Origin of the sequence: Burkholderia sp. BCC1996 (assembly GCF_905339955.1) — a bacterium.
In the GTDB taxonomy this organism is placed as follows: domain Bacteria; phylum Pseudomonadota; class Gammaproteobacteria; order Burkholderiales; family Burkholderiaceae; genus Burkholderia.
In genome coordinates this window covers 453,062-471,937 of sequence record NZ_CAJPHM010000002.1, presented here as the reverse complement: position 1 = coordinate 471,937, position 18,876 = coordinate 453,062, and the positions used below count along the sequence as shown (strand labels likewise).

Sequence of the window (18,876 nt, the reverse complement as noted above, 5' to 3'; positions counted from 1 at the left end):
TCTCCTTCGGCACGTCAGGCTATGTGTTGTTGTTCGAGATCGAAAGCGCGGAACAAGTCACGATCCTCACCGTTCGGCATCAGCGGGAAGAAGACTACCACTGACCCCCGCAGCAGCACACCGCCGCTACTGCTTCGCCTTTACCTCTTCCGCCCGCGACGTCCCCCGTCCGTCATGCGCAATCGCGACATGCGCCGACGCCACCGGAATATCCACTTCCACCGTCGTTCCTTCGCCGAGCGTCGTATCGATCCGCAGCGTGCCGCCGACGAGATACGCGCGCTCGCGCAGGCCGACCAGCCCGAACGATCCCGACTTGCGCGGCGCACCGGGATCGAAGCCCGCACCGTCGTCGCGAATCGTCAGCGCGATCGTCTCGTCACGGTAGACGAGCGCCACGGTCGCGCTCGACGCGGCCGCATGCCGCGCGACGTTCGCGAGCGCTTCCTGCGCGATACGGAACACGGCCGTCGCATACGGTTCGTCGAGCAGCAATTCGCCCGGCTCGACGTGCAGCGCGCACGCGATGCCGTGACGGTGCTGGAAATCCTCCACGAGCCATTGCATCGCGGCCGCGAACCCGAGGTCGTCGAGCATCAGCGGACGCAGGTCGGACGCGATGCGCCGCGTGGCCGTCACCGCGCCGCGCGCGAGCGCATGCATCGCCGCGATCTTGCGCGCCAGCGGCGCGTCGTCCTGCGGCACGCGGTCGAGCAGCCATTCGAGATCGTTCTTCAGCGCCGCGAGCGTCTGCGCGAGTTCGTCGTGCAGTTCGCGCGCGATGCGGCGCTGTTCGGCCTCGCGTGCGCTCGCGCTGATCGCCGCGATCTCGCGCAGCTCCTCGCGCGACGCCTGCAGCGCCCGCTCCGCGCGCACGCGCTCCTCGACTTCGCGTCGCAGGTCGCGGTTCGACGCGCTCAACTGCGCGGTGCGCGCCGCGACGCGCTGCTCGAGCCGTTCGTTCGCCTCGTTGAGCTGCGCGCTCTTCTGCACGACGAGCAGGTGCTGATAGCGCGCGCCGGCCAGCGCGCGCACCGTCTGCGCATGCAGCCGGCCGTTCTCGAACAGCAGCGCGAACAGCACGACGCACGATGCGACGAGGCCGTAGGTCCGCCCGGCGTAGAAGCCCAGGTCGAAGCGACCGTGGTTCAGCATCGCCGACAGCGCGATGTCGAACAGCCAGGCGACGAGCACGATCATCACCCACAGATCGAGCACCGAATGACGACGCCGCAGCCGCCACATCAACACGAGCGCGGCGAGGTTCAGGGCCCAGACGATCGTGATCGCGTGCGTCATCGTCGACGCCATCCGGTTGCCCTGCATGATGCGCGGCAGCAGGTCGTGGCCGGCGGTCGCGAGCAGCGCGAGCGCGACGGTCGCGCCCGCGGCCGACGCGATGCAAAGCAGGATCGGGATCGCCGCGCGACGCTGCTCGAGCGACGGTGGACGCGCGCGCGCCGCCGCGCGCAGCAGCACGTACGCGATGACCGTCAGCGGAAAGCCGCCGTGCCAGAACAGATAAAGCCATGCGGTGGTCTGTTCGCCCGCGCCGAGCAGGCCCGTCGGCGAGAACAGCCCCGGAAAGGTCAGCATGTGCGTGCCGGCCATGAAGCCCGTGAACAGGTAGCCGCCCGCGAGCGCGAGCAGCGATTTCTCGCGCAGGATCGCGTACTGGCCGAGCAGCAGGCCGGCCGTCACCATGTCGTTGATCACGATCGCCGACTGGTACACGGGAATGAAGCCCAACACGCGCGCGAGCGGCACGCCCGCGAACGGCGCGAGGGTGGCGAAGATCACGGCCGACACGATCACCGTCGCGATCGCGAGCCGCCGCTCGCGCCGGTCGGGCGGCAGCGACGACATGAACAGGCGCGACGGATCCGACGCGTCGTCGTCGTCGGGGGCGGCGGAGCGGACGCGGAACGCGGGCATCATGCGTCGTCGACGCCGAGGTCGAGATCGTGGCGCATCGCGTAGCGCACCAGCGCGGCTTCGTGCGGCAGTTCCATCTTCTCGAGGATGCGGGTCTTGTAGGTGCTGACCGTCTTCGCGCTCAGCGTGAGTTCCGCTGCGATCCGCGTGACCGTCTGGCCCGCGACGATGCGGCGCATCACGTCGAGTTCGCGCGCGGACAGCCGCTCGTGCGGCAGCATGTCGGCCGGCGTGCGCAGCGTGCGCGCGAGGCTCTCGGCCGCCGACCGGCTCACGTACACGCCGCCCGCCGCGACCTTGGTGACGGCCTCGACGAGTTCGGCGGTCGCGCTGTCCTTCGTCAGGTAGCCGGTTGCGCCGGCCTTGAACGTGCGCGCCGCGTACTGCGCCTCCGCATGCATCGTCAGCACCAGCATGCGCAGCGACGGCGCATGCGTCCTGACCAGCCGGATCAGCTCGATACCGGTCGGCGCGGGCATCGACAGGTCGAGCAGCAGCACGTCGGCGGCGCGACGCTCGGCCAGCGCGAGCGTGGCCGCGCCGTCGCTCGCCTCGCCGACGATTTCGAAACCGCCGGCCGTTTCCAGGATGTGACGCAGTCCGTCCCGCATGACTGCGTGATCGTCAGCCAGCATTACCCTGATCATCTAGCGGTCCTCTTCGGGATGATGCCGCGGGCTGCTCCGCCGGTAGCCGCCGCGGCCGTTCTTCTGACCAATATATTCCGCCGAAACCAAAAATGGTGCACCTGCGGGAAATTTTTGAGATGCGAGAGTGTCGAATCTGTCTCAAAGCGAAATAATCGGCGTGAAATGGTACAGGCGATAGGGCCAGATGGGGCGGGTATTCCCGAGGAATGGTCGCCGTCGGGCGGGCGGCATGCGTCGCGGACCGCCCTGATTCAGAGATAAACTGGTGCCAGATTGCACCGTCCCGACCCGAGGAGCCGCCACGATGATCGATCTCGCCGACATCCTGCCGTCCGCGTTGCCCGACGCCGTCGCGTGGGCTGACGCGCAGGCGGCCCACGGGCTCGCGCAGGGCGTGCCGCTGACGCCCGCGCAGGCCGACGACGCGCGCACCGTCGGCGTCGCCCGGCCGGAGCGGATCCGCGTCGTGGTCGCCGACCGGCTGCCGTTCCCGGACACGCCGGCGCTGGGCGCGATCGCGCGCGACACCGGCCTGCTGTCACCGGGGACGATCGGCCTCACGCTCGGCCATGCGGTGTTCGTGCTGCGCGGCCACGACACGCGACGCCTGCTCACGCACGAATTCCGCCATGTGCATCAGTACGAGGAAGCCGGGTCGATCGGCGCGTTTCTCGCGCGCTATCTGCACGAGATCGCGACCGTCGGCTACCACGACGCGCCGCTCGAGGCCGACGCGCGCCAGCACGAGTTCGACTGACACCGCCCGCCGGCACGACCGCGCGCACACGCCGATGAACCTTCCCCACGCCACCGCCGGCCCGGTGCAGACACGCCGCGCCGCCACGCCGCGCGGCCTGCGATGAGCGACACCATCCACGCATGGCTCGGTGCGATCGGCGCGCATCCGGCGCTCGTGCTGGCGATCGTGTTCGCCGCCGCCTGTGCCGAGGCGATCGCGCTGATCGGCACGGTCGTGCCGGCCGGTGCCGTGCTGTTCGCGGCCGGCACGCTGATCGGCGCGGGCGCGCTCGACGGCTGGACGACGATCGGCGTCGCGGCCGCCGGCGCGATCCTCGGCGACGGGATCAGTTACGAGCTCGGACGCCGCTACCGCGGCGCGATTCGAAACGGGTGGGTCCGGCTGGGCTACGCGGATGCCTATGCGCGTGGCGAGCAGTTCGTGCTGCGCCACGGGACGAAGAGCATCGTGCTCGCGCGTTTCCTGGCGCCGGTGCGCGCGGTCGTGCCGGTCGTGGTCGGCTGCGCGACGCTGCCGCGCCGGTCGTTCTACCCGGTCAATGTCGTGTCGGCGCTGATCTGGGCGCCCGTGCACGTCGTGCCGGGCATCCTGTTCGGCGCGTCGGCGGTGCTGGCCGCCGCGATCAGCGTGCGGGTCGCCGCGATCCTGCTGGTGATCGCCGCGCTGGTCGCGCTCGTGTGGATCGGCGTGCGCGTCGCGCTGCGGCGCGGCTGGCCGTTGCTGCGCCGCGCGGCCGGCGCGGCCGTGCACGCATGCGCGCGCCGCTGGCCGCGCGTCGGCGGCTGGCTGCACGACGCGATCGAGAAGGGGCGCCGCCTGCCGGGCGTGGTGCCCGTCTTCGCGCTGCTGTTCGTCGGCTGCGTGTGGCTGCTTGCCGGCATCGTGCGGGAGGTCGTCGCGAACGATTCGCTGATGCACGCCGACATCATGGTGTATGCGTTCCTGCAGGACCTTCGCACGCCGCCGGTGGATGCCGCGATGCGCGCGCTCGCGGTGCTGCACGGACACGATACGGGGCTGATCGTCGCGGCCGCGTTCCTGGTCTGGCTGATGATCCATCGCTGCTGGGTGACGTCCGCATGGTGGCTCGCGACGGTCGGCATCGCGGTCGTGCTCGTGCCGGCGTTCGGCACCGGCGTGCCCGGCATGACGCCCGCGAGCCTGCCGCCCGGCGCGCTGCACGTGCCGCTGCCCGACGCCGACGCGGCGTTCGCGATGCTCGCGAGCAGCGGCATCGGCTGGGTGATCACACGCGACCGGCCGGCGCTGTGGCGCATTCCGGTCGTGACCGCGGTCGTGTTGTGGATCGTGCTCGGCGGCTTCGCGCGGCTTTACGTCGGCGATACGTGGCTGTCGGGTCTGCTCGGCGGCTGGAGCCTCGGGCTCGCGTGGTTCGCGGTGCTGGCGGGCGCCTATGCGTACTGGCAGGTGCGCGAGCATGTGCAGCCGCGGGGCGCGCTCGTCGCGGTGCTCGTCGTGCTCGCGACGGCCGGCGTCTGGACCGTGCCCGCGCAATGGCAGCTCGATCGCGCGGCGCGTCCGCACGTGGGCGACGTCGTCGCGATGACCGTCGATCAATGGATGCGCGGCGGGTGGCCGCGCGTGCCGACGCGGCGCACCGAGATCGGCGGCGATCGCGAGGAATATCTGCCGCTGCAATGGTGCGCGACGTCGGACACGCTCGATCGCCATCTTTCGCTGGCCGGCTGGCAGCGCGCGACGCCGTGGTCGGCCGCCGCCGCGCTGCGGTGGCTGCTGCCGCAGGGGCCGGCCGATGCGCTGCCCGTGCTGCCGCGCTATACGCACGGCGAGAGTACGCGTCGCGTGTTCGTGCGTGTCGATCCGGCCCGTCCGGACAGCCGCCTCGTGCTGCGGCTGTGGCGTTATCCGTACGCGCTGCAGGATGCGCTCGGCACGCGGCCGCTGTGGTACGGCGCGCTGTATCGCGAGACGCTGCATCGGCCCGCACGGCTGATGACGGTCGTGCGCACGACGACGATCGACGATGCGGCGACGATCGCGCAGGCGCTGCAGGTCGAGCCGACGCTCGCGCGGCCGCCGGCGGGGACGAGTGGGGCGCCGGCCGCGGTGCTGCTCGTGTGGATGGTGCAGCCTTGAAGCGCGTGCGCCGCGTTATGCGTGCGACGGTTGCGCGGGGACGACGGACAGGCGCAGGCCGACCGTCTTGAGCACCGCGAGCAGGGTTTTCAGCGTCGGGTTGCCGTTGGGCGACAGCGTGCGATACAGCGATTCGCGGCTGATGCCGGCGTCGGCCGCGACCGCGCCGAGCCCGCCATACGCTTCCGCGACCGTGCGCAGCGCGAGCAGCGCGGCCGCGCGGTTGTCGGGGTCGTCGAGCGATTCCATCGCGACGCGCAAATAGGCCACCGCGAGCTCGCGGTCCGCGCCGAGTTCGGCGACTTCCGCGTCGTGGTGCGATACCGCGCCTTTGAGCTTGTTCATGCTTGCCTCCGTTTCCAGTCCAGCCAGTGTTCCTTCGCATGCCTGATGTCGTCGGACTGGCTGTGCTTGTCGCCGCCGTACAACAGCAGCACCAGCGCACTGCCGTACCGGCCGAAGTACACGCGATAGCCGGCACCGACGTGGATGCGCAGTTCGATCACACCTTCACCGACGGGCTCGCAATCGCCGAAATTTCCGGTCTGCACGCGACGCAGCCGCTCGCGAATCCGCGCCTGGGCGACTTTGTCGCGCACGGCGTTCAACCATTCGGTGAAAGGCTCGCGACCGTCGGCACGCTGATAGCGAAGCAGTTCGAACTTGGAGAGCATTGTAGCTTATAAGTTACATAAAGGCATGGATATCGACGTGATTGCGTTCTGGGCCCGATGAGGCGGATGACGTGAAACGCACGCGGCCGACTGCCGAATCGAGACGAAGCACGACGCGAAGGCGCTGCGCGGGAATGCCTGCAGTGCCTTCGTGGCTCGGGGTGTCAGGCGGCGAGACCCGTTACCCGAACGAAAATCATTCTTTCATTCGGGGCGTGGGATGACGATTCGGCCGAACGGCTGATCTCGTCGGCGCGTACGGGAAACGCGCCGTGCGGGGGAGGGACTGCTCAAACGATCGGACCGCCGGTGCCGCCGCGTGACGCGACGGTCGACCCGGCGAGTCCGGCCTGCGTTACTGCTTCGCCGGCGCGGCCGTCGCGACCTTGTCGAGCGCGGCCGGGATGAACGTGTCGAGCTGCGCGGTCACCGATTCGTAGAAGTCGATCGGCTTGCCCCACGCGTCGGGTACGTCCTTGTGCACGCCGGTCGCGTATTCGGCAAGCGTGAAGACCTTGCCGGCGGCAGACGGATAGAGCGTGAGCACCTTCTCCTTGTGCTTGTCGGTCATCGTCAGGATCACGTCGGAGTGCTTGACGTCGTTCGCATTCAGTTGCACCGAACGATGCGCGGACGTGTCGATTCCGCGCCGCTTCATCAGGATCACACCGTTTTCCTCGGGCTTTTCGTCATACGGATCCTCGTCGACCGCGCGCGAGATCACGGCGATATGCGCGTGCCGTTGCGCGATCAGTTGTCCGGCGATCGCTTCGGCCATCACGCTGCGTCCGGTATTGCCCGTATCGACGAACGCGACCTTCTTCGGTTCCTCCGCGAATGCCGACGTCGCGCACTGGACGCCCAGGCAACAGAGCAGCGCAAGCGTCTTGAGGATGGGGCCTTTTTTCATTGGTGTCTCCGCCAGGGTGGGGTGGTCGTCGCCGCGGCACGACGCCGAGGCTGGCGGAGATCATGCCGGCCGCGCATGCCGGAAAAAAATAAACGGCCGGTTTTGGCAAGAGGGTGTCGCATTGTTGCAAGCGGGTCGATCGAGGCAGTCGCGCTCCGCAGCCTCGATCGCCGGCATCACCGGATCGTCACGTCGCGACCGCCGTCTCCGCCACCCGCCGCGCGGCAAATCCCGCCAGCGTCCGCAACGCGTCCCGCCCCGAGCGCAGATAGAACGCCTGCAGATGAAACACATGCCAGCGCGCGGCATGAATCTCCAGCCGGCACGGCACGCCGCAGGCGAGCGCATGCGACGCGAGTCGCTGCGCGTCCGACAGCAGCACTTCCTGGTCGCCAGCCTGCACCAGCATCGGCGGCAGTCCACGCAGGTCGGTGTCGAGCGGGCCGGGCGCTGCAGCCGAGCCCGCGCCGTGATACCAGCGCAGCCCTTGTTCGAGCCAGCCGCGACGGATCATCGGATCGTCGTGGCGGCGCGATGCGAGCGTGTCGCCGCCGAGCGTCGGGTCGGTCACGGGCGAGATCAGCAGCAGCGCGGCCGCGGCGGGTTCGCCGCGCTCGCGCAGCGCGATGGCGAGCGCCAGCGCGAGCGCGCCGCCGGCCGAATCGCCGGCAATCACGATCCGGTGCGGCGCGTAGCCTTGCGTGCGCAGTGCATCGTATGCGGCCAGCGCGTCGTCGAGCGCCGCCGGGCTCGGGTGCTCGGGCGCGAGCCGGTAGTCGGGCACCCACACCGGCAGGCCGGCTTCGGTCGCGAGCCGCGTCGTCACGCCGCGATGCGTATGCGGGCCGCCGAGACAGAACGCGCCGCCGTGCAGATAGAGGATCGCGCCGCCCGCCTCGCCGCGCTTCGGCGCGATCACTTCGACCGGCACGCCGGCGGCGGACGTCCGGTAGCGCAGCGTGTCGCCTGCGCCCGGCATCAGCGGCGACAGCAGCGCGACGACGCGGCGCTGCATGCGCGCGCCGAACGGCGGCCCGATCAGCGGCCGGAACGCGACGCGCAGAAAGCCGCGCAGCGACGCCGCGGCGAGTGCTTCCACGCGGCCGGCGGGCGGCGCGACGACGGCACCGTGCGTCGTCGTCGGGGTTGATGTGGGTGTCGCCGTGCCGGGCAACGGCTGCGTGAAGCGATACGCGGACAGCCCCGTGAAGCGCGTGATCCATCGATAGGTCAGCGTGAAGCCGGGCCAGTTCGTACTGTTGTGGCCCGACGCGTCGACGTACCAGCTCTTGCAGCCGCTCCACACCGAGCCTTCGAGCCGCTGCTGCACATGCGTGTTGTAGCGCCGGTAGCGGCGCGGATCGACGTCGATCGCGCACGCGCCGTCGCGCCGCATCGCGCGCACGCAGCGCATCACGTGCGCGATCTGGCTTTCGAGCATGTAGACGATCGAGTTGTGGCCGAGGTTGGTGTTCGGGCCATACAGCATGAAGAAGTTGGGGAAGCCCGGCACGGTGAGCCCGAGATACGCCTGCGCGCCGCGCCGCCAGGCGTCGTTCAGGTCGAGCCCGTCGCGGCCGGTGATGCGCATCGGCGACAGGAACGCGGTCGCCGCGAAACCGGTGCCGTAGACGATCGCGTCGACCGGATGGTGCACGCCGTCGTCGGTCTCGATGCCGGTCTCGGTCACGCGCCGGATGCGCTGCGTGACGAGCGCGACGTTGTCGCGGCCGATCGCGGCGAGGTAGTCGCTCGACAGCAGGATCCGCTTGCAGCCGATCGGATAGTCGGGCGTGAGCCGTTCGCGCAACGCCGGGTCGCGCACGTCGCGCGCGAGCAGCTTGCGGAACGGCCGGCCGACCGCGATGTCCATCAGCCCGTGCAGCCGCGTGAACGCAATCGCACGCGACTCGTAGCGCACGTAGATCGACGCGCGATGCAGCTTCATCGCCCACGGCAGCCGGCGGAACAGCGCCCGCTCCCACGGACGATAGGCGCGGTCGGGACGCGGCATCACGTAGGCCGGCGAGCGCTGGAACACGACGAGGCGCTCGACGTCGCCGGCGATCGCGGGCACGAACTGGATCGCCGACGCGCCGGTGCCGACCACCGCCACGCGCTTGCCCGCGAGCGGATAGTCGTGATCCCAGTGCGCGGAGTGGAAGGCGCGGCCGCGAAACGTGTCGATGCCGGGCAGGTCCGGCATCGCGGGGCGGCTCAACTGGCCGGTGCCGCTGACGAGCACGGCAGCGCTGAGCGTCGTGCCGTCGGCGAGCGTGACGTGCCACAGCGCACGGCCCTCGTCATACTGCGCGCGTTCGACGTTCGCGCCGAAGCGCAGGTAGCGTGCGAGGCCGTACTTGCGCGCGCAATGCTGCAGGTACGAATGGATTTCAGGCTGCGGCGCGAACACGCGCGACCAGTCCGGGTTGGGCTCGAACGAGAACGAGTACAGATGCGACGGCACGTCGCACGCGGCGCCCGGGTAGCGGTTGTCGCGCCACACGCCGCCGACGTCGTGCGAGCGCTCGACGATCACGAAGTCGTGAATGCCGGCGCGCTGCAGCGCGACGGCCATGCCGATGCCGGCGAAGCCGGCGCCGATGATGATCGCCGACAGCGGCGCGGCCGGTGCGGCGGGACGGGATGCTTCAGGCGACGACATGGCGGTTTTCCTCGGGCAGGATCGCATCGTGCGGCGCGCACGACGCGGGAACGGTGTCGCGATGTGCCGGCACGGCGGCCGGTTCACGTTCGGTGTCGGCCGCGGCGTGTAGCGGCACACGCCGCACGCCGCGGATCAGGTCGACGGCCTTCTCGGCGATCATGATCGTCGGCGCGTTGGTGTTGCCGCCGATCAGCGTCGGCATGATCGACGCATCGACGATGCGCAGCCCCGCTACGCCATGCACGCGCAATTGCGGATCGACGACCGCGAGCGCGTCGCGCCCCATCCGGCACGTGCCGACCGGGTGATACACGGTGTCGGTGCGCCGGCGCAGCACGTCGCGGATCTCGTCGTCGGTCGTCACGTTCGCGGTGAACAGGTCGCGCGTGATCCATTCGGCGAGTGCCGGCGCCTCCATCAGCCGGCGCGTGATGCGGAAGCCGGCGACCATGTCGTCGAGATCGCGCGGATCGTCGAAGAACGCGGGGTCGATGCGCGGCGCGGCGAGCGGATCGGCGCTGTGCAGCGTGACCGAGCCGCGGCTGCGCGGCCGCAGCAGGCACACGTGGCACGACAGTCCGTGGCCGGCGTGCAGCCGGCGCGCATGATCGTCGACGAGCGCGACGACGAAGTGCAGCTGGATGTCGGGTGCATCGAGGTCGGCTCGCGTCTTGAGGAAGCCGCCGCCTTCCGCGAAATTCGACGTCAGCATCCCGCGCCGCTCGCGGCGAAAGTGCGCGAACTCGCGCAGCATGCGCAGCCCGCCGCGCGCGGACACGCCCATCGTGTCGACGCTGCGCGCGCGGTAGCCGAGGATGAAGTCCGGATGATCCTGCAGGTTGCGGCCGACGCCGGGCAGGTCGGCCCGCACCGGGATGCCGAGCCCCTGCAGTTCGCGGGCCGGACCGACGCCCGACAGCATCAGCAACTGCGGCGTCTGCAACGCGCCGGCCGCGAGCACGACTTCGCGCCGTGCGCGCAGCGTGCGAACCTCGCCGTGCTGCCGCACCTCGACCCCCGTCGCGCGCGTGCCGTCGAACAGGATGCGCAGCACCTGCGCGTGTGTCTCGACCGTCAGGTTGTCGCGGCGGCCGACGTGCGGCAGCAGGTACGCGCGCGCCGCACTCCACCGCTCGCCGTGCTTCTGCGTGACCTGATAGAGGCCGACGCCTTCCTGCCGCGCGCCGTTGAAGTCGTCGGTGAGCGGCAGGCCGGCCTGTCGCGCCGCTTCCAGGTAGCGCGCATGGAACGGGTTGCCGGTGCGCAGGTCGCTGACCCACAGCGGGCCGTCGCGGCCGTGAAAGGCGTCGTCGAAGCGCTCGTTGTGCTCGCTCAGGCGGAAGTAAGGCAGCACGTCGTCGTAGGACCAGCCTTCGTTGCCGAGCGCGGCCCAGCCGTCGTAATCGACGCGATGGCCGCGAACGTAGACCATCGCGTTGATCGCGGACGAGCCACCGAGCGCCTTGCCGCGCGGCTGATAGCCGATGCGCCCGCCGAGCCCCGGCTGCGGCACCGTGTCGAATGCCCAGTTGTTCATGCGGGTCGGCAGCATCGCGACCGCGCCGGTCGGCACGTTGACGAGCGCGTTGTCGCCGCGGCCACCGGCCTCGAGCACGCAGACGGTGACGGCCGGGTCCTCGGTGAGGCGCCCCGCGACGACGCAGCCGCCCGATCCGCCGCCGACGACGATGTAGTCGAAAGTCTTGCTCATGAAATCGTCTCCCGATGGTCGATGGGTCAAGCGATGCGCGCCGGCGCGCGCGGCGGCGGATCGAGGGGCTTGCCGAGCGGCGGGTGGCGCGGCGCGGTGCCGGAACGGCGCACGGCGTCGTTGCCGAACTCGCACGGCGCGGACGGACGTGGCCCGCGATGTGCGCAGCGGGCTGTGAGGTCGGGTGGGCGACTCGGTCGCATGGTGTCTCCTCCGGGGGCGTTGACGTCGTTCGGGCGACGACTGATGACGCCGATGGTGCGGGCCGCATGGGAAAACACCAATGCTGCTTCGGGACAATTGTTTTAGTATTTGGGCCAAATCGGCGCTTCGAGGGTTTCTCCGCATGAGCTTCTGGGACTTCACCCGGAGTCCGGCCAGCGCGCGGCTGCTGGTCGATTTCGGCGACGAACGCGGCGTGCCGCGCGCGAAGTTGCTGGCCGGCACGGGGCTCGCGGACGCGCAGCTCGACGATCCGAACGTCGAGGTGACGGCCGCGCAGGAACTGCGGCTGACCGGCAACCTGCTGCGCGCGCTCGGGCGCGCGCCGGGCCTCGGGTTCGAAGTCGGGCAGCGCTATCACTTCTCCGCGTACGGCGTGTGGGGCTACGGGCTGATCGCGAGCGCGACCGCGCGCGACGCGCTGGCGCTCGCGATGCGCTTCCTGCCGCTCACGTATGCGTTCACGGTGATCACGTACCGCGAGGAACCGCAGACGGGCGTGCTCAATTTCGGCGCGCCGGAGCTCGATGCCGACCTGAGCCGGTTCCTCGTCGAACGCGACATGGCGGCCGCGGCCGTGCTGCTGCAGGAAATCGGCGGCGGCGATTTCGCGTTGTCGCGCTTCACGATGCAGGCCGCGAGCGCGGCGAGCGCAGCCGCGTTCGCACCCGCAGCGCGCATCGCGGGCGTCGAACCTGCGTTCGGCGCCCGCGCGAACAGCCTCGCATTCGACCGTGCGTTTCTCGACCGGCCGCTGCCGCATGCGAACCCGCTGACGGTCTCGATGTGCGAGCAGATATGCAGCCAGCTGGTCGAAGCGCGGCGCGCGCGGCTCGGCACGTCCGAGATGGTGCGGCAATATCTGACGGCGACGCCCGGCAACGTGCCGTTCTCGCTCGAGGACATGGCGCGGCTGATGAACACGAGCCCGCGCACGCTGAAGCGCCGGCTGCAGGAAGAAGGCACGACGTTCAGGGTGTTGCTCGCGCAGGCGCGCGGCGCGATGGCCGAGACGCTGCTCGGCGATGCGCACCTGTCGCTAACCGAAGTGGCCGAGCGGCTCGGCTTCAGCGACCTGTCGAGTTTCTCGCAGGCGTTCAAGCGCTGGTATGGTGTGCCGCCCGGCACGTATCGCAGCGGCCTGCTGCGCGACGGCGGCTCGCCCTGACGCAGTGTCGCGCCACGCGCGCATTCCCCAACCCCTTCACGAGAGTACCCGCATGATCACGCTTCGCCCGATGACCGAAGACGACTTCCCCCGCTTCTGGCCCACGTACCACGCGATCGTCGCCGCGCAGGAGACCTACGCATTCGATCCGGCGCCCACACGTGAAGCCGCCCGCGCGCTGTGGCTCGATGCGCCGCTTTGCACGTGGGTTGCCGAAGAGGATGGCGTGCTGCTCGGCTCGTACTTCCTGAAGGCGAACGCGGCCGGGCCCGGCAATCACGTGTGCAACTGCGGTTACATGGTCAGCGAGGCCGCGCGCGGCAAGGGCGTCGCGCGCCTGATGTGCGAGCACTCGCAGCAGGTGGCGCGCGAACGCGGCTTCCTCGCGATGCAGTTCAATTCGGTGGTCGCGACGAACGAGGTGGCGGTCGCGCTGTGGCAGAAGCTCGGCTTCGAGATCGTCGGCCGCCTGCCGCGCGCGTATCGTCACGCGCGGCTCGGCTTCGTCGACTGCTTCGTGATGTTCAAGTGGCTCGGCGACGCGGCGGCCGCCGACGCCTGATGCCAAGGTCAGACGGCGAACGCGCCGTCGAACACGATCCGCTCGTCGAACGCCAGCGTGCCGCGCGCGAAGATCAGGTCGAGGTGGTGGCTGCCGTTCGCGCCGCCGCCGAGGCCGAGATGCAGGCCCGGATGGCGTTCCTCGAAGCCGGCGTTGCGGCCGTATAGCCCGCGGATGCCCAGGTTCGTGCCGATGCCGAATTCCTCGATGCGCCGGTGATTGTCGTGCCGGTCGAGGTACGACGCGAAGTCGCGCCGGAAGCCCGCGTCGTCGCTGTCGAAATCGACGATCAGGCTGTCTTCGACATGCAGCGTCGCGAGCCGCTCCGTCACGCGGTACTTGATCGCGAACGGCACGGTGCCGAGGAACGTGCCGCTGAACACGATCGAGCCGTGCAGGTCGGTGACGTGCGTCGCGATCTCGCCGGGCACGACGTCGAGATTGCCCATCCCGTCCACGCTCGTCCATTTCTGGTCCGGCGCAAGCGAGCCGGTCAGCGTGTTGCCGGCTTCGTCGATGAAATGGATCTGCGATGCGCGCGCGGCCGCTTCGATCAGCCGGCCGTTGCGCGCGGCGATGTCGTCGAGCGATTCGGCGAACGCCTCGTCGAGATGCGGGCCGTAATCCTTGAACAGCACCGACTTGCTCCAGTGCCTGACGATGGCGGGACGGATCGCGGCCAGGAACGGCGGGCCGCTCGGCGACGGCGTCGGCAGGCACGACGAGTCGTACAGCAGCACGAACAGGTCCGCATGCGTGAGCGCGGCGGCGATGTCGGCGGGCGGGGTGGTGTCGAGGCAGAGGATCGTCGCGTCGAGCGAGTCGGGCAGGGCGGAAAACGCGCGCAACGCGGTGTCGCGGTTGCGGCTGTCGTAGCCGACCAGCAGTTTGCCCGTCTCGCCGCGTGCGAGCTTGTCGCGCAGCGCCGGGTGATACCCCAGCGCGCGGTGCAGGTTCAGCATGCGTGTCTCCGGAAGCGGCGGAAGGGCAGCGGCCCTTCCGCGGGAACGGGCTGGCCGCTCAGACCGGCCAGAGCGCGGTGCCGAACGGCACCACGGCATCCTCGACCATCATGTCGACGGCCTCGGGGTGCGTGTCTTCCTGCATCCAGTCAAGCAATTCGATCTGCCGGGTTTCCTGCATGTCAATTCTCCTGTGGTGAACATGAGCGATTCAACATGAAAGCGCGGTAACGGGATTACCGCGGCTCATCCGATGTTTTTTGAATACCGGACGAGTGGCGTCGATATTAGTCTGATGATTTAGTGAATGCAATGCGTGGCGAGGTTTTTAGCCGCGGCGTGCTAAACACGCGGGTTCGCTGCATTTCGCGCGGTGAAGGCGTATGAATCCAATCGCAAAACCCGAGGATTTTCGAATATCGGGGCCGCAATCGATTGATTGATTCATTCAAGCGATTTTTTGAATCGCGAGTTCAATCGCGTCGATCATTTCGATTTCCGCCATTCACGAACAATGCGCGCGGTTATCGTGGACGCGAACCGGCTCCAGCGGTTTTCTGGCACCATCTGACGACCTCGCGCGCGGGCCGCAGCCGCGCGCCTGCCGCCGTCCCGGCGGCACGATGCGAACCACGATGGAGACACCGCGATGCGCGCAGCGCCGCAACCGGAGCACGCCGGGCCAGCACGACAGGACGCCGGTGCCACCGAACCCGACCGCATGACCGCGTGGCGGCTCGCGATCTGCCTGTCGCTCGGCAGCGCGATCGCGCTCGGTCTCGCGCGCTTCTCGTACGCACTGCTGCTGCCGCCGATGAAGGCCGATCTCGGCTGGACCTTCGCGCAGGCAGGCGCCTTGAACACGGCCAACGCGGCCGGCTACCTGATCGGCGCGCTCGTCTTCCCGTTGCTGTCCCGCCGCTGGCGCACCGGCACCCTGCTGGCGGCCGGCTGCGCGCTGACCGCGGTGCTGATGGCCGCATGCGGGCTCACGTCCGGCATGAACGCGCTGCTCGTCGAGCGGCTCGCGACGGGCGTCGGCAGCGCGCTGATCTTCATCAGCGGCGGCGTGCTGGCCGCGCGGCTCGCGTCCGCAGCGCCGCGCGACGCGGGGCTGCTGCTCGGGCTCTATTACGGCGGCACCGGGTGGGGCATCGTCGCGTCGTCGCTGCTCGTGCCCGCGACGCTCGTGCAGCGCGCGCACGGCTGGCAACCGGCATGGTTCGCGCTCGCGTTCGCATGCGTGCTGTTCTCGGCGATCGCCGTGTCGGCGGCGCGTCGCATCGAGCATGCGCACGCGGCACCGGCCGCGCGGCGTGACGGTGCCGCGCCGGCGGCGACCGCGAGCCCTGCGCGATTCGCACTCGCGCTCGCGGGCTACGGCCTGTTCGGCGTCGGCTACATCGGCTACATGACGTTCATCGTCGCGCTGCTGCACGGCGCGGGAATGAGCGGGACGGTCGTGTCCGCGTTCTACGTGATGCTCGGCGTCGCGACCGTCGTGTCGGCGCGGCTGTGGTCGGGGCTGCTCGACCGGATGCGTGGCGGCCAGGCGCTGGCCGTGCTCAACGCATTGCTCGGCGTGGCGACGCTGATGCCGGCGCTGTTCGTGCATCCGGCGGCCGCGTTCGCGTCGGGCGTGCTGTTCGGCGCGACGTTCCTGTCGGCGGTCGCGTCGACGACCGCGTTCGTGCGCCACAACCTGCCGCCGGAAGGCTGGGCGAAGGGCATCAGCGCGTTCACGACGATCTTCGCGTTCGGGCAGATCGCCGGGCCGGTCGCGATCGGCTGGGTGTCCGACAGCGCGGGCCTTGCGCGCGGGCTCGTCTATTCGGCGCTGACGCTGTTCGCGGGCGCGGCCCTCGCGGCCGGACAGCGTGCATTAAGGGCGTCGGCGTAGCCGATCGGGCCTGCAACGACCGGCGAGCGCGACAACGTGAGTGCGACCGTTACCGTTCCCGTTACCGTTACCGCACGCAGGCCGTGCGCGACACGCGATGAAACGCGCGGCTGAAGTAGATGAGGCTGTCGCCGTCGTTGCGCACGCGAATCGACGTCGCCTCGATGAACATCACCGAGTGCGAGCCGACTTCCTTCATCTCGGCGATCCTGCCCTGCAGGCTCGCGAGCGCATCGCGCAGCACGGGGACGTCCTGCTCGCCGCGATCCCACACCGGCAATTCGAAGCGGCGTTCCATCGGCAGTTCGGTCATCCCCGCGAAATGGCGCGCGAGCAGTTCGTGCTCGGCCGGCAGCACGTTGATGCAGACCTGACGATTGCGCTCGAAGATCGCATGCATCGCGCTCGACCGGTTCAGGCACACGAGCAGCGTCGGCGGCGCGTCGGTGACGGAGCAGACGGCGCTCGCGGTGATGCCGCAGCGGCCGTGCGGCCCCGCGGTGGTGATCACGTTGACGGCCGCGCCGAGGTGGGCCATCGCTTGCCGGAAGGCCTGTTGCGCGTCGGTGGGGGCGGCGCGCGCCGGTTGCGGGGTATCGGTCGTTGCGGACATGGGCGTTCCTGGGTGAATGAGGGCGGCGATCGCGCGCGTTGTCGATGCGGCAGCGGATCGTCGACGATGAACCAAGCGTACGTCGCGAAAAAGCCGGCGAACATTCGCACGATTGACGATGAAGATGGCGTTCCCGCCAACGCATCTAAAGGTTCTACCTAGATGCGCGGCACGACGCTCGAAAAAAAGTGCGATCGGGCGTTCGAGCGGTACGTAAAGGGGTATTCAGCGCATTTCCGGCTCGTTATGATGTGCCGCACACCCCCGACGAACGACGCTTGCCTCACCCGCGGCGCGTGCGATACCGATACCGATATCTTGCGAGACACCCCGATGACGTCACCCGCTCCGATCGTATACATCGTCGACGACGACAGCGGCATGCGGACCTCGCTCGCGTGGTTGCTCGAATCGGTCGGCATCGCGTCCGAGGGATTCGCGAATGCCGCCGATTTTCTCGCGCGCTTCGACGTGAACCTGCCCGCGTGCCTGGTGCTCGACGTGCGAATGCCGGAGAAAAGCGGATTCGACGTGCAGGCGGAACTGAACGCGCGCGGCGCGACGCTGCCGGTGATCTTCGTCAGCGGACACGGCGACATTCCGATGTCGGTGCGCGCGCTGCAGAACGGCGCGATCGACTTCGTCGAGAAGCCGTACAACTCGCAGCAGATGCTCGAGCGCGTGCAACGCGCGCTGCGGCTCGCGCAGCAGCGGCACGCGGTCGGCCAGCGTCACCGCGAGCTGCGCCAGCGGCTCGATGCGCTGACCGCGCGCGAGAAGGAGGTGCTGCGCGGCGTCGTCGACGGCAAGGGCAGCAAGCAGATCGCGTCGGACCTGTCGATCAGCGTGAAGACCGTCGACGTACATCGCGCGAGCATCAAGGAGAAGCTCGGCGCAACGTCGATCGCCGCGCTGGTGCGCGACGTGATGGTCGTGTGGGGCGACGACGGGGAGTCGTCGCGCTAGCGCAGGGTGGTTCGCACGCGAATCGGGCCGTGCGTGTAAGCGTAGTGCCCGCACGCATCGCACGCACCGCGCACACCGCGCACACCGCGCACACCGCGCACACCGCGCACACCGCGCACACCGCGCACACCGCATACACCGCATACACCGCACACACCGCACACACCGCACACACCGCACACACCGCACACACCGCGCGCGGTACCGGCCAGCACCGGCCGGCATCAGTCTGCACCGCACGCTCGACGCATGCCGCCGCTCAACGCATGTACAACCCACCGTTGATGTCCCAGCACGCGCCGTTCGCGAAATGCGCGTCGCCCGACGCGAGCAGCACGGCCGTATCGGCGACGAAGCCGGCCGACCCGAGCTTGCCGCCCGGCAGGTTCGCGAGCACCTGCCGCAGCTTGTCCGGCGCGACGCTCTCGTACACGATCGGCAGATCGAGCGGCCCCGGCGAGATCGCGTTGACGGTCACGCCCTGCGCGGCGAGGTCGCGCGCGAACACCTTGGTCAGCGTCAGCGTGCCGCCTTTCGCGGCCGCGTAGTGCGCGCCCGTCGCCGAGCCGCCGTTCTGCCCGGCGAGCGACGCGATGTTGACGATGCGGCCCGCGCCGCGCGTCGCGAAGTACTGGCCGAACACCTGGCAGCCGAACAGCACGCTGCGCAGGTTCACGTCGATCACCTGGTCGAACTGGTCGGCCGTGATCTCCATCGCGGGCACGACCTTCGATGCGCCGGCATTGTTGACGAGCACGTCGATCGCGCCCCAGCGCGCGACGAGCGCATCGCGCGCGGCTTCGAAATCGCGTTTCGACGTGACGTCGAGCGGCAGCGCGACTGCGCGTGCGCCGCTCGCGTCGAGGTCGCGCGCATGCGCGTGAATGGCGTCGACGGCGATGTCGGCCAGCGCGACGCGATAGCCGGCCGCATGAAAGCGTTCGGCGATGACGGTGCCAAGCCCGCGCGCGGCGCCGGTGACGAGGACGACTCGGTCTGACATGGTGCGTGATTCCGTTGGTTCGCGGAACGTGGCCACAGCCGCGCCCGCATCGTG

17 protein-coding genes and 1 pseudogene are annotated in these 18,876 nt (G+C 69.5%); 7 read left to right on the top strand and 11 right to left on the bottom strand.

Features of this window, described 5'->3' with window-relative positions; genetic code table 11:
* Positions 1–104, top strand: a pseudogene (locus U4Z64_RS04195) (type II toxin-antitoxin system RelE/ParE family toxin); the annotation flags it as partial.
* 22 nt (positions 105–126) lie between these two features.
* Here U4Z64_RS04195 and U4Z64_RS04190 read toward each other — a convergent pair.
* Entirely contained in the window at positions 127–1,938 is a 1,812-nt protein-coding gene (locus U4Z64_RS04190; protein ID WP_321819319.1) for a sensor histidine kinase, read from the bottom strand.
* Positions 1,935–2,582 (bottom strand): response regulator transcription factor, encoded by a 648-nt coding sequence (locus U4Z64_RS04185; RefSeq protein ID WP_044845374.1) that lies wholly within the window; start codon positions 2,580–2,582, stop codon positions 1,935–1,937. Before U4Z64_RS04185 ends, U4Z64_RS04190 begins: the two co-directional genes overlap by 4 nt.
* 307 nt (positions 2,583–2,889) lie before the next feature.
* Here U4Z64_RS04185 and U4Z64_RS04180 point away from each other — a divergent pair, with 307 nt between their 5' ends.
* Positions 2,890–3,342: a hypothetical protein gene (locus U4Z64_RS04180; RefSeq protein WP_044845373.1), complete on the top strand. Its 453-nt coding sequence runs from the start codon at positions 2,890–2,892 to the stop codon at positions 3,340–3,342.
* Positions 3,343–3,444: 102 nt separating this feature from the next.
* Positions 3,445–5,463 (top strand): VTT domain-containing protein, encoded by a 2,019-nt coding sequence (locus tag U4Z64_RS04175; protein WP_321819318.1) that lies wholly within the window; start codon positions 3,445–3,447, stop codon positions 5,461–5,463.
* A gap of 15 nt (positions 5,464–5,478) precedes the next feature.
* Here the strand turns inward: U4Z64_RS04175 and U4Z64_RS04170 are convergent, their stop codons facing one another.
* The 5 genes from U4Z64_RS04170 to U4Z64_RS04150 form a co-directional block, all read right to left on the bottom strand.
* The gene (locus U4Z64_RS04170; RefSeq protein ID WP_044845371.1) at positions 5,479–5,808 is read right to left on the bottom strand and encodes an addiction module antidote protein; all 330 of its coding nucleotides are present in this window, start codon (positions 5,806–5,808) and stop codon (positions 5,479–5,481) included.
* Positions 5,805–6,137, bottom strand: a complete 333-nt coding sequence (locus U4Z64_RS04165; RefSeq protein ID WP_044845370.1) for a type II toxin-antitoxin system RelE/ParE family toxin — start codon at positions 6,135–6,137, stop codon at positions 5,805–5,807. Before U4Z64_RS04165 ends, U4Z64_RS04170 begins: the two co-directional genes overlap by 4 nt.
* Positions 6,138–6,492: 355 nt before the next feature.
* Positions 6,493–7,047, bottom strand: a complete 555-nt coding sequence (locus tag U4Z64_RS04160) for a protein tyrosine phosphatase (protein WP_124487679.1) — start codon at positions 7,045–7,047, stop codon at positions 6,493–6,495.
* Positions 7,048–7,234: 187 nt separating this feature from the next.
* Positions 7,235–9,712, bottom strand: coding sequence for an alpha/beta hydrolase fold domain-containing protein (locus tag U4Z64_RS04155; protein WP_321819317.1), 2,478 nt, complete (start codon positions 9,710–9,712; stop codon positions 7,235–7,237).
* Positions 9,699–11,426, bottom strand: a complete 1,728-nt coding sequence (locus U4Z64_RS04150) for a choline dehydrogenase (protein WP_321819316.1) — start codon at positions 11,424–11,426, stop codon at positions 9,699–9,701. The genes U4Z64_RS04155 and U4Z64_RS04150 overlap by 14 nt, the downstream gene beginning before the upstream one ends.
* Positions 11,427–11,772: 346 nt before the next feature.
* Between U4Z64_RS04150 and U4Z64_RS04145 the strand changes: the two genes are divergently transcribed.
* On the top strand, positions 11,773–12,816 hold the full coding sequence (locus U4Z64_RS04145; protein WP_321819315.1) for an AraC family transcriptional regulator: 1,044 nt from the start codon (positions 11,773–11,775) through the stop codon (positions 12,814–12,816).
* Positions 12,817–12,868: 52 nt separating this feature from the next.
* The gene (locus tag U4Z64_RS04140; protein ID WP_044845369.1) at positions 12,869–13,378 is read left to right on the top strand and encodes a GNAT family N-acetyltransferase; all 510 of its coding nucleotides are present in this window, start codon (positions 12,869–12,871) and stop codon (positions 13,376–13,378) included.
* Between the two features lie 8 nt (positions 13,379–13,386).
* Here U4Z64_RS04140 and U4Z64_RS04135 read toward each other — a convergent pair whose 3' ends face one another.
* Positions 13,387–14,340, bottom strand: coding sequence for a leucyl aminopeptidase (locus U4Z64_RS04135; RefSeq protein WP_124487674.1), 954 nt, complete (start codon positions 14,338–14,340; stop codon positions 13,387–13,389).
* A 58-nt stretch (positions 14,341–14,398) separates the two neighbouring features.
* Positions 14,399–14,521: a hypothetical protein gene (locus tag U4Z64_RS04130; protein WP_006752127.1), complete on the bottom strand. Its 123-nt coding sequence runs from the start codon at positions 14,519–14,521 to the stop codon at positions 14,399–14,401.
* Between the two features lie 468 nt (positions 14,522–14,989).
* Here U4Z64_RS04130 and U4Z64_RS04125 point away from each other — a divergent pair, with 468 nt between their 5' ends.
* Positions 14,990–16,240: a YbfB/YjiJ family MFS transporter gene (locus U4Z64_RS04125; RefSeq protein ID WP_321819314.1), complete on the top strand. Its 1,251-nt coding sequence runs from the start codon at positions 14,990–14,992 to the stop codon at positions 16,238–16,240.
* 67 nt (positions 16,241–16,307) lie between these two features.
* Here U4Z64_RS04125 and hpaC read toward each other — a convergent pair whose 3' ends face one another.
* Positions 16,308–16,853: a 4-hydroxyphenylacetate 3-monooxygenase, reductase component gene (gene hpaC, locus U4Z64_RS04120; RefSeq protein WP_124520373.1), complete on the bottom strand. Its 546-nt coding sequence runs from the start codon at positions 16,851–16,853 to the stop codon at positions 16,308–16,310.
* A 333-nt stretch (positions 16,854–17,186) separates the two neighbouring features.
* On the opposite strand from hpaC, the gene U4Z64_RS04115 reads away from it, so the two are divergent.
* Positions 17,187–17,819 (top strand): response regulator transcription factor, encoded by a 633-nt coding sequence (locus U4Z64_RS04115; protein ID WP_044845365.1) that lies wholly within the window; start codon positions 17,187–17,189, stop codon positions 17,817–17,819.
* A gap of 259 nt (positions 17,820–18,078) precedes the next feature.
* Here the strand turns inward: U4Z64_RS04115 and U4Z64_RS04110 are convergent, their stop codons facing one another.
* Positions 18,079–18,822 (bottom strand): SDR family NAD(P)-dependent oxidoreductase, encoded by a 744-nt coding sequence (locus U4Z64_RS04110; protein ID WP_321819313.1) that lies wholly within the window; start codon positions 18,820–18,822, stop codon positions 18,079–18,081.
* Positions 18,823–18,876: the final 54 nt, after the last annotated feature.

What these genes read in the sequence shown, in the direction of transcription:
- U4Z64_RS04125 (WP_321819314.1), top strand. Translation starts at nt 14,990, where the DNA reads ATGCGCGCAGCGCCGCAACCGGAGCACGCCGGGCCAGCACGACAGGAC.
- U4Z64_RS04110 (WP_321819313.1), bottom strand. Translation starts at nt 18,822, where the DNA reads ATGTCAGACCGAGTCGTCCTCGTCACCGGCGCCGCGCGCGGGCTTGGC.
- hpaC (WP_124520373.1), bottom strand. Translation starts at nt 16,853, where the DNA reads ATGTCCGCAACGACCGATACCCCGCAACCGGCGCGCGCCGCCCCCACC.
- U4Z64_RS04135 (WP_124487674.1), bottom strand. Translation starts at nt 14,340, where the DNA reads ATGCTGAACCTGCACCGCGCGCTGGGGTATCACCCGGCGCTGCGCGAC.
- U4Z64_RS04185 (WP_044845374.1), bottom strand. Translation starts at nt 2,582, where the DNA reads ATGATCAGGGTAATGCTGGCTGACGATCACGCAGTCATGCGGGACGGA.
- U4Z64_RS04180 (WP_044845373.1), top strand. Translation starts at nt 2,890, where the DNA reads ATGATCGATCTCGCCGACATCCTGCCGTCCGCGTTGCCCGACGCCGTC.
- U4Z64_RS04160 (WP_124487679.1), bottom strand. Translation starts at nt 7,047, where the DNA reads ATGAAAAAAGGCCCCATCCTCAAGACGCTTGCGCTGCTCTGTTGCCTG.
- U4Z64_RS04155 (WP_321819317.1), bottom strand. Translation starts at nt 9,712, where the DNA reads ATGTCGTCGCCTGAAGCATCCCGTCCCGCCGCACCGGCCGCGCCGCTG.
- U4Z64_RS04145 (WP_321819315.1), top strand. Translation starts at nt 11,773, where the DNA reads ATGAGCTTCTGGGACTTCACCCGGAGTCCGGCCAGCGCGCGGCTGCTG.
- U4Z64_RS04165 (WP_044845370.1), bottom strand. Translation starts at nt 6,137, where the DNA reads ATGCTCTCCAAGTTCGAACTGCTTCGCTATCAGCGTGCCGACGGTCGC.
- U4Z64_RS04170 (WP_044845371.1), bottom strand. Translation starts at nt 5,808, where the DNA reads ATGAACAAGCTCAAAGGCGCGGTATCGCACCACGACGCGGAAGTCGCC.
- U4Z64_RS04150 (WP_321819316.1), bottom strand. Translation starts at nt 11,426, where the DNA reads ATGAGCAAGACTTTCGACTACATCGTCGTCGGCGGCGGATCGGGCGGC.
- U4Z64_RS04190 (WP_321819319.1), bottom strand. Translation starts at nt 1,938, where the DNA reads ATGATGCCCGCGTTCCGCGTCCGCTCCGCCGCCCCCGACGACGACGAC.
- U4Z64_RS04115 (WP_044845365.1), top strand. Translation starts at nt 17,187, where the DNA reads ATGACGTCACCCGCTCCGATCGTATACATCGTCGACGACGACAGCGGC.
- U4Z64_RS04175 (WP_321819318.1), top strand. Translation starts at nt 3,445, where the DNA reads ATGAGCGACACCATCCACGCATGGCTCGGTGCGATCGGCGCGCATCCG.
- U4Z64_RS04130 (WP_006752127.1), bottom strand. Translation starts at nt 14,521, where the DNA reads ATGCAGGAAACCCGGCAGATCGAATTGCTTGACTGGATGCAGGAAGAC.
- U4Z64_RS04140 (WP_044845369.1), top strand. Translation starts at nt 12,869, where the DNA reads ATGATCACGCTTCGCCCGATGACCGAAGACGACTTCCCCCGCTTCTGG.